The following is a 9154-nucleotide window of genomic DNA, read 5'->3' as shown; positions in this document are numbered from 1 at the left end:
TCCTGAAAGAATAGGATGCTCTTTTTGTTTGGATCAAGTAGCTTCTTCTTCGGGAGAAGTGAAAAATTCGTTGATTTTGTTGGAGAGTAGAAATGGAATAGCTCCTTTTATAACGGAAATGTCCCAGTCCCACCATGCAAGGTTTTCTAGTTTTTCAATGATTTCTTGCGGGAAACGATATCGAACTAGTTTGGCAGGATTACCAGCGACGATTGCATATGGAGGTACGTCTTTTGTAACAACACTCTTGGCCCCGATAATGGCCCCGTTACCAATTGTAACACCAGATAAAATGCAGGATTGATAACCAATCCATACATCATTGCCGACTACGATATCACCTTTTGAAGAAGGATGACCAGTAATGTGTGCTCCTTCTTCGAAGAGGACATTAAATGGATAAGTTGTTATCCAATCAGCACGATGTTCACCGCCAAGTATGAAAACGACTTCTTCTCCTAATGAACAAAACTTACCTATTTTTAATTTTGTTTCATCATTCCAAGAAAAAATAAAAGGGCCTACTTTACTGTAAGTATAATCACCGATATCATATTTATTATATTCTGGTTTTTGATTTAAATATAACATACCAATTTTAGCATCCTCTCTAAAGAAAGTAATGGATATGGAACATTATATGCAAGGTGAAGTAAGGCGAACTATGTTGTATGAAATAGTAATGTGCAAAAATGTTAGTAGGCAAGATGAATAAAAGGGAGTGGAATGTATGAGATACGAAATGGGATTATATAATAAACCTTTTCAGTCAATTCAATCAGGAAAAAAAGTATATGAAGTACGCTTATACGATAAAAAACGTCAACTTATAAAACAAGACGATGAAATTGTATTTACGAACCTTACGACAGCAGAAACGATGGCTGTAAAAGTAACGGAGATAAAACGATACGAAAGCTTTAAAGCAATGTACGAACAAATTGATAAAAAATTATTTGATTGTGAAGAAGTTAGTATAAAAGAAATGTTAGAAAGTACATACGAAATATATACGAAAGAACAAGAAAATGAATGGGGAACAGTTGCGATTGGTGTTGAGGTAATAAAGTGAGAAGAAATCGTGGTGCAGCTATTATTGTACAGGACGGTAAAATCGCTCTTATAAAACGTGTTCGAGAAGATGAAATATATTTTGTTTTTCCGGGCGGGGGAATTGAAAAAGGAGAAACACCTGAAGAAGCAACGAAGCGAGAGGTTTATGAAGAATTAGGGGTACATATACAAGTGAAGAATCTGATCGCAAAGGTGGAGTATAAAGGTACGGAGTATTATTATAATGCCCATATTACAGATGGAGTGTTCGGAAGTGGTAAAGGCGAGGAGTTCGAGCTGAAAGATAGAGGGAGTTATATTCCTTTATGGATGCCGGTAAACGAGTTGCCAAATGTAAATATAAAACCGTATGAAATCGCCCAAAGTGTATTCGATTATTATAGGGAATAAGGTCTGACAACATACAAAAAAAACCATTGACATAGCCTTCTGATTTAAGTATTGTATTCGAGTATGTTTATAATCAGGAGGTTTATATGAGCAATCAAACTACTACACATCATGTGAAAATGACAACAGCAGATCCATCTGGAATCGGTCTATTTGGATTAGCGATGGTAACACTTGTAGCATCGTCTCAAAAGTTAGGCTTAACAGATGGCGTTTCACTTGTATTACCATGGGCAATCTTTTTAGGAGGATTTGCACAAATCTTTGCATGCATTCACGATGCAAAGCACAACAATACGTTTGGTACAACAGCATTTGGTGCGTACGGCCTATTTTGGTTAGGTGTTGGAATGACTTGGTTAATTCAACTTGGAGTATTTGGCGAAAAATTAGCCCAAACTGCAGATTCAAAACAGCTTGGTGTAGCCTTTATCGGATACTTGATTTTCACGATCTTTATGACAATTGGTGCAATGGAAACACATAAAGTATTATTTATGATTTTCGTCCTTATTGATTTCTTATTTATCGGTCTTTCATTAAGTACTTTAGGTGTTATGCCGCACGCAATGCATAATTTAGCAGCGTATTCTGAACTATGTATTTCATTATTATCTTTCTATGGTTCAGCAGCAGCTGTGTTAAATACACACTTCGGAAAAGTTGTATTACCAGTTGGAAAACCATTTGGTATTTTTAAAAAATAATAAAAAAGAACGGATGATTGTATAGTCATCCGTTCTTTTTTTATGGAATTAAATAAAATAGCAAAAAATATAATTGAAATTGATTCTCATTATTAATATAATGAGAATGAGAATCATTCATTGTAAGAGGGGGATGCCAAAGTGGCGAAAATTTTAATAGCGTATGCAAGTATGTCAGGGAATACAGAGAGTATTGCTGATTTAATTAAAGTAAGTTTAGATGCCTTTGATCATGAAGTAGTAGTACAAGAGATGGAAGGTATGGATGCTGAAGAATTATTAGCTTATGATGGAATCATTTTAGGATCTTATACGTGGGGTGATGGTGAATTACCATTTGAAGCGGAAGATTTCCATGATGAGTTAGAAAATATAGATTTAACGGGGAAAAAAGTGGCTGTTTTTGGATCAGGTGATACGGCGTATGAACTGTTTTGTGAAGCGGTAACGATATTTGAAGAACGTCTTGTAAAATGCGGGGCAGAACTTGTACAAGAAGGATTGAAAATTGAATTAGCTCCAGAAGATAAAGAAGACGTTGAAAAATGCAGTGATTTTGCAATTGCTTTTGCCGAGAAGTTCTAGGAATGGGAGTGTCAACGTGAAAACAGAGTTCAGTGCAACCGCTATTACAAAGTTAAGAGATGGAAAGCTTTTGTTAGCTACTACATATAATGGTTTATTCATTGAAAAAGATGGAGAATGGAAACAGATTTTAACTGGATTCCAAAAACGAATTCGAGATTTACATAGTGAAGATAACGTAGTTTATGGAGTAGGAGACGAAGGAGTTTTTATTCGTAGTATGAATGGTGGAGAAACGTGGACGATCCAGCGCTTTCCAACGAAAGCAACGAGCTGGAATGTATGTAGTAATGAAAATGGAACAGTAATTGCTCATGGAGATAAAACACTGTATCATTCTAATAATTTTGGTTCCACATGGGAGACTATTCAGCCATTTCTTGATTATGATAGCGAGGCACCATCTATTCGATCATTATTTTTATATAAACATTACTTATTTATCGGTACGAAAATACATACTAAATATGGTGGTGTTTGGCTTTTTGATTTAGAGACACGTAAATTAAAAAGGATTAAAATAGCGATGAACCAGATGATTTCTGCGTTGACTATACATAATTCCTATTTAGTAGCGGCAAGTGGATCGTGTAGGGGAGTTAGTGGGAATATTTCTTTTTGTAAAATAGATGATAGTATTGAGAATGAAAAAATATGTTGGCATACATGTCAAAGTGAACAAAAAGCGAGTAGCTATTTAGATTTAAGTGTAGATCAACATGTGTTATATACAACGTCAACGCAAAATAAGGCGGGAATTAGCGCTGTTTGCCGTGTGCTTCTTGAAGAAGGAATTGTTACAGTATGTGATTCGGTTAAAGGGCATGGTTGGCGCATTGTGAATGAAAAGGAAGACTATGTTGTAGCTGGATCAGGTGAATTAAAAGCGATGCAATGGAAGAAAAAAGCTGTATAGCTGAAAAAAACTTTACTTTTATTATATTGATATGATATAGTTACTTTAAACCATTTTACTTTTAATAATATAGAGATTTAAATGAGCTGTAACTTCCAAGGGGGTAGCAATGTTAAATCTCCTTCGGGGGGTTGCAGTTTTTTAATTTATGACGTATTATTGTAAAGTGGTTGAAAATGAATATGTACATATAGGTACATTGTAGGAGGATTTTTTAAATGCAAAACGGTAAAGTAAAATGGTTTAACGCAGAAAAAGGTTTCGGTTTCATCGAAGTTGAAGGCGGAGAAGACGTATTCGTTCATTTCTCAGCTATCCAAGGCGACGGCTTCAAATCTTTAGAAGAAGGTCAAGAAGTTACTTTCGAAGTAGAACAAGGTAACCGTGGACCTCAAGCTACAAACGTAAACAAGAAGTAATTATGAAAAAAAGAAGGGCTTGCCCTTCTTTTTTTTGCGTTCTTATTGAATATCCTCCAATGTACATATGATAATAAGACTGAATTTTTGTTTTTTTACACGAGGTATTTCATGCATAAAGTGCATTAATAAATAAATACTGAAAATAAAGTATTTGCGTGAAAAGGAATTTAGAAAGAGGTAAATAAATTGAAAAACGCTACACATTTCATTGTGTTTGATATTGAAAGGAATTTTAGGCCATATAAATCGGAAGATCCGTCAGAAATAGTTGATATTGGAGCTGTAAAAATAGATGCGAGTACAATGAAGATTATTGGAGAATTTTCAGAGTTAGTAAAACCAAGTGCCCCATTAACTCGTCATACAACAAAATTAACCGGAATTACAAAGAAAGATTTAATTGGTGTAGAGAAGTTCCCTCAAATTATAGAGAAATTTATTAAGTTTATCGGAGAAGATTTTATATTTATTTCATGGGGAAAAGAAGATTATCGTTTTCTATCTCACGATTGTACATTACATGGTGTAGAATGCCCATGCATGGAAAAAGAGAGCAGATTTGATGTGCAAAAATTTGTTTTCCAAGCGTATGAAGAATTATTTGAGCATACACCAAGTTTACAATTTGCAGTGGAGCAGCTTGATTTAACATGGGAAGGTAGGCAACATCGTGCTTTCGCAGATGCTGAGAATACAGCGAATATATTTCTTAAAGCATATAGTGAGAGAGATATTAATAAGCGATACAAGAGACATGGTGAGCTTGAACTTGTAAAGAACGGAAAACTAACAGAAAAAGCGAAAAAAAAGATGCGAAAATGGGCATTTAAAGAAATGAAAAAAAGTGCAGAGCGTCCTTTTGTATGGGGTGCATTTGAAAGTAGTGACACGTGGGAAAGTATAACGGAAAGATATTATATAAGTGAATCTGCAGTAGAACTTCTGAAAAAGCACTTTCCTACTGCAGTGAGAAAGGCAGAGCGGCAACTTAGGTATTTGGCTGAGATGGAGAAGAATACAGAGGTTAAATGAGATTCTCCTCCATTTCTAACTACATAAATTTAATGTCATCGTATTGACGGGTGAATAATGTATTCATATTAAATGGGAATAAACTTGTTGTTGCAATTGAGTCATTATAATTGCTTTGAAAATTAAGGCGTAGTAAGAATTTTAAAGTGTATTAATAAAATAAGAACTCATAGAAATGAAAGAGGATACAGTTAAATGGAAGCAATCTTTAACATTTTAACCATTTTAGTTTTTTGTATTATATTCACATCACTTTTTGCTTTTATTACACTTCCTCTTATAGCAAAGAAGAAGAATTGGAAAAAGCTTAACATATCTTTAAAACGTGGTGTATTAAAGATTAAAATTGAAGAGTAAGATAAGCGTTTTATACATGGGAGATGTGATGATGATAAACTTGGATATCAAAGATGTCAACGTAAAGATGGAATTAAACGGTGTCTTTTGGAATGAGGATAGGATTGCTGAAATGATGGTGACTACAAAAGCGGAACATGCCCTTATTCTTCGTCTAGTAGTTGACGTAGAAAGTAAAACTATTCGTGCGATGAGTGCTGAGATAGTGAATGGATTCTGCCCTCTGTGCAAACAGAAAAGGGACGAATGTAGTGAACTTAATGACCCGCAAAACAAAATGGATATTTTAGAAGAAGCCTACGATTGGGTGAGAGAGCATCCGAAATATCGTTTTCAATTATCTTTTTACGAGTACAATAAATTTGAGGTAGTAAAATGAAATTTTCATTTTAACAACATACATATTGACTAAAAGGAAAAACACGAAAAACTTATAGAAGAACTTGGTCTACTAGAAATATCGAAGCGGATATCTATAATGGAAATACGCTTGTGCAACAAGGAAGAAATCTACTTGACGCTGCAACAAATGTTATCTTGGATTAAAAATAAGCATATTTTGTATAAAGCAGAGAAACCGATTCTTAGTAGAATCGGTTTTTCATATAAATGTTAACTATGTCCAAAATAAAAGAGCGCTTGTTAAAAGCGCTTAGTAAAAATAATTATATGGAAGCATTTATTCAATCCCGTTCGTATCATAAGAATACTGCTGCTTATTCTCAATCCGCTCAATTACGTCTTGCAACTCATCCGGCTTCAGAAACTCAATGGGAGAGAAGCCTTTTTCAAACGTAAGTGTGTCAGCCTCAATCATTAATACATAGCGGTCGTTTACCTTTGCGATATGTATTAAGTCTCCGAAATCAGCAAGCAGGGCCTTCACAGAGATATGATCTGCTTTTAACTTTAATTCCACTTCAGGAGCATGCTCGACGATTTGAGCGGTAGCTTCCATTACTTCTTCGGTTGAAAATTGTTCCATAATTTCACGTTTCGGACTGGCAGCCCATACTTCCATTGCTTGGTCGAATTGTTCGCGTTCTTCCGTACCTTCTTCAAATACATCTTCAATTTGGTCGTATACCATGTCCATTACTTGTGTTTTCATAATTTCAGGCATAGAGCGCTCGTACTCGACGAATTTTAAGAAGTCTTCAAAGTAACGGGCGTGTGATGCTTGGTGAATTTTTAGCTCGCCTACTTCGACGATGCCTTCTTCAGGCATGTACGGATATTGGATAGATTTCATGTTTTTTGTTGTGATGGCCATTTCGACGTTACGAATCAGTGTGGATTCATCGGAAATAGAAGCGACTTTCGGCTCGAAGTCACATTTCATAACGAAAACGAATGGATCATCAAAGTATTTACGTAGTTTTGCTTGCGCAATTAAAAATACACCACCGCGTACAGCACTTGTGTCAAGATATGTATAAACGAGAGGCTCACTCATATCTTTGAAGTTTTCCTTTGTTTCCGCAAAGCGAATACGATTAAAAAGGTTGTAATGAGGGTTTGAATCAAGTTCATGTCCTGCTTCTACAATAAAGCGACCAATCTTGGTTGGGGCTTGTTCCGTTTTTGCGTGACGTTCTACTTTTCGCTTTGAAATTTTTAATAATTCACCATTCAAAAATTCTTTTAAGGAGCTATCTTCATATTCTTCAGCGTCTAATGTTTGAAAATGTTTATAGCGTTTATCAACTGCTTCACCTTTTCCTTCTACTTGTACTACATAAAAGGAAAGAAAATTTATTTCAAAATCCATTTTTATCACCTTGTTTCATTTCATTAACTCTTATCAGTATAGAGATGGAAAAAACTTTCGTCAATTTATATAAGGAAGGGGGGAGCCCCTTCCTTCATATATTTTTTAGTTTTCGAAATTAAAATCCATCTTCTAATGCTGAAAATGGAATGTTTAGTCTGTTTTCAACTGTACGTAAACGCTGATTTAAGCGGTTTAATCTACGCGTATGTCGCTCAACTGTGTTTTCTAGTTGACGTACTCTTTGCTCAAGCTCATTTACTCGTCTTTCTAGTTGACGGTTTCCAGTACCAGGAAAAGAGATTGGAAGTTGGAATTGTCGATTTTGATCATATGGATCTACTTGTTCTGCTGGATCTATATATTGTTGGTATTGTGCTTGTAAATCATATTGAGGCTGATAAGCATTTTGGTTATATGGATCGTATGGATTGTAGGGGTACATAAAACATCCTCCATTTCTTTAAAATAGGTTAAATTCATCATAATGTATGTGCAAAAGCGGAGTAGTGGCACGGCAAATACCTAGATGCGCTGAATGGATTGATTTTTTTGATCTATAAAAAGTTGGTTTCAGTTGTTTAATAATGATCATATATGAGAAATCAGCATTATGTTTTATGAAGCATGTAGGTGAATAAAGAGGTGAAATGAAAGAGTTTTACAATTGTATTTCATCTGTTAAATGGTATATACTGGATAGAGATAGGTTACATAAAAGTTACAATCTTATCAAACTTAAAAATTTATATAAATATGTATAGACATTTACAAAAGAAAAGAGTAATTTAAATAGAGTAAAAAACAACTTGTAACATTTTCTAAATATATTGTAAAATGATTGTAACAAAACATACATAAAATGAAATAAAACTTAAGAAATAATGTTGGGGAAAAGGAGAGAGTATATTGTTCCGAAAAGTAAAGGGTATATTAGTAGGGGTACTATGCGTAGCTGTAGTAAGTGGTTGTGGCGCAAAAGTAAGTGATGTAGCATTAGTGAGTGATATTGGTGGGAACGTTGTAGAGGCTAAGGCTGATGTACAGGATTCAATTAGCTTGGTTGATGCGCGTACTGGTACTGAAGTGAAAAAATTAGACTTATCGAGCTTAGGTTATTTTGAAGATGAAGCGAAATTTAAAAAATCGGTAACGAAGGTTGCAAGTGAAGTTGGGAAAAGCGTTGACAAAAAGATGGTTCCTTCACGTATAGCTCCTGATGGAAGTTGGCAAGAAGGAAAACCTTCTTATGAATTAATGGAAAAAGAATTAGTAGATAAATTATTAAACGTAGGTATGTGGGATTCTTCATATCAATTACCTATTGTTGAGAAAAAGCCTATCGCAACATTAAGTGATGCGCAAGGAAGTGGCACGGTAATTGGTAGATATGAAACGAATTTAGGTGGATCAGCAGGTGGCCGTATTGAGAATATTCGTTTGTCGGCAGCGAGCATAAATGGAGTTGTATTAGCAAAAGGAGACAGTTTCTCTTTCAATGCATTAATCGGTGATACAACGCCGGATAAAGGATATCAATTAGGTAAAGAAATTGTAGATGGTAAATTAGTAGATGGTTATGGTGGTGGCGTTTGTCAAACATCATCAACTCTATACAATGCAGCAGATCAAGCTGGTTTGAAAATGGTAGAGAGAACTACACATTCTAAAACAGTAGGTTATGTCCCTCAGGGAAGAGATGCTACAATTGCGTATCCATATTTAGATTTAGTATTTGAAAACACAAATGATGCGCCTGTTAAGCTTTATATGGGCATACAAGGCGGAAAGTTAGTTGCTGAAGTACATAAGATGAAATAAATATTTAGTTAAAAGATAATAAAGTAAAAGATTTATAGTTTCTATAATAGAAGCCATCTCTTCTGAGTTTCAGAGGAGA

The 9154-nt window shown here is 34.8% G+C and carries 12 protein-coding genes; 9 read left to right on the top strand and 3 right to left on the bottom strand.

From position 1 onward, the window contains the following. Positions 1 to 33 precede the first annotated feature (33 nt). The gene (locus tag BAU23_RS26545) at positions 34 to 591 is read right to left on the bottom strand and encodes a CatB-related O-acetyltransferase (protein WP_000966296.1); all 558 of its coding nucleotides are present in this window, start codon (positions 589 to 591) and stop codon (positions 34 to 36) included. Between the two features lie 139 nt (positions 592 to 730). On the opposite strand from BAU23_RS26545, the gene BAU23_RS26540 reads away from it, so the two are divergent. From BAU23_RS26540 to BAU23_RS26505, 8 genes are all read left to right on the top strand, one after another. Beyond that, complete coding sequence (locus BAU23_RS26540) at positions 731 to 1072, top strand: ASCH domain-containing protein (protein WP_001268351.1); 342 nt, start codon at positions 731 to 733, stop codon at positions 1070 to 1072. Continuing rightward, the gene (locus tag BAU23_RS26535) at positions 1069 to 1464 is read left to right on the top strand and encodes an NUDIX hydrolase (protein WP_001254075.1); all 396 of its coding nucleotides are present in this window, start codon (positions 1069 to 1071) and stop codon (positions 1462 to 1464) included. Before BAU23_RS26540 ends, BAU23_RS26535 begins: the two co-directional genes overlap by 4 nt. 86 nt (positions 1465 to 1550) lie before the next feature. Further along, entirely contained in the window at positions 1551 to 2171 is a 621-nt protein-coding gene (locus BAU23_RS26530; protein ID WP_000070943.1) for an acetate uptake transporter, read from the top strand. Between the two features lie 141 nt (positions 2172 to 2312). After that, positions 2313 to 2756, top strand: coding sequence for a flavodoxin (locus tag BAU23_RS26525; RefSeq protein ID WP_071735512.1), 444 nt, complete (start codon positions 2313 to 2315; stop codon positions 2754 to 2756). A 16-nt stretch (positions 2757 to 2772) separates the two neighbouring features. Further along, positions 2773 to 3672, top strand: a complete 900-nt coding sequence (locus tag BAU23_RS26520; RefSeq protein WP_071735511.1) for a WD40/YVTN/BNR-like repeat-containing protein — start codon at positions 2773 to 2775, stop codon at positions 3670 to 3672. A 218-nt stretch (positions 3673 to 3890) separates the two neighbouring features. Then, positions 3891 to 4091 (top strand): cold shock-like protein CspB, encoded by a 201-nt coding sequence (cspB, locus tag BAU23_RS26515; RefSeq protein WP_001179147.1) that lies wholly within the window; start codon positions 3891 to 3893, stop codon positions 4089 to 4091. 189 nt (positions 4092 to 4280) lie between these two features. Next, a complete protein-coding gene (locus tag BAU23_RS26510) occupies positions 4281 to 5126 on the top strand; it encodes an exonuclease (protein ID WP_000786406.1) in 846 nt (281 codons plus the stop codon). Positions 5127 to 5514: 388 nt separating this feature from the next. Beyond that, the gene (locus BAU23_RS26505) at positions 5515 to 5862 is read left to right on the top strand and encodes a hypothetical protein (protein WP_000609021.1); all 348 of its coding nucleotides are present in this window, start codon (positions 5515 to 5517) and stop codon (positions 5860 to 5862) included. A gap of 300 nt (positions 5863 to 6162) precedes the next feature. Here BAU23_RS26505 and BAU23_RS26500 read toward each other — a convergent pair whose 3' ends face one another. Beyond that, on the bottom strand, positions 6163 to 7254 hold the full coding sequence (locus tag BAU23_RS26500; RefSeq protein WP_071735509.1) for a DUF3900 domain-containing protein: 1092 nt from the start codon (positions 7252 to 7254) through the stop codon (positions 6163 to 6165). 118 nt (positions 7255 to 7372) lie between these two features. Then, positions 7373 to 7699, bottom strand: a complete 327-nt coding sequence (locus BAU23_RS26495) for a hypothetical protein (protein ID WP_000283697.1) — start codon at positions 7697 to 7699, stop codon at positions 7373 to 7375. 464 nt (positions 7700 to 8163) lie between these two features. On the opposite strand from BAU23_RS26495, the gene BAU23_RS26490 reads away from it, so the two are divergent. Beyond that, entirely contained in the window at positions 8164 to 9075 is a 912-nt protein-coding gene (locus BAU23_RS26490; RefSeq protein ID WP_000488981.1) for a VanW family protein, read from the top strand. Positions 9076 to 9154: the final 79 nt, after the last annotated feature.

The sequence above is a fragment of the Bacillus nitratireducens genome (assembly GCF_001884135.1).
GTDB classification, from domain to species: domain Bacteria; phylum Bacillota; class Bacilli; order Bacillales; family Bacillaceae_G; genus Bacillus_A; species Bacillus_A nitratireducens.
The sequence above is the reverse complement of the archived record's forward strand: the minus strand, read 5'-3'. Positions and strand labels throughout refer to the sequence as shown.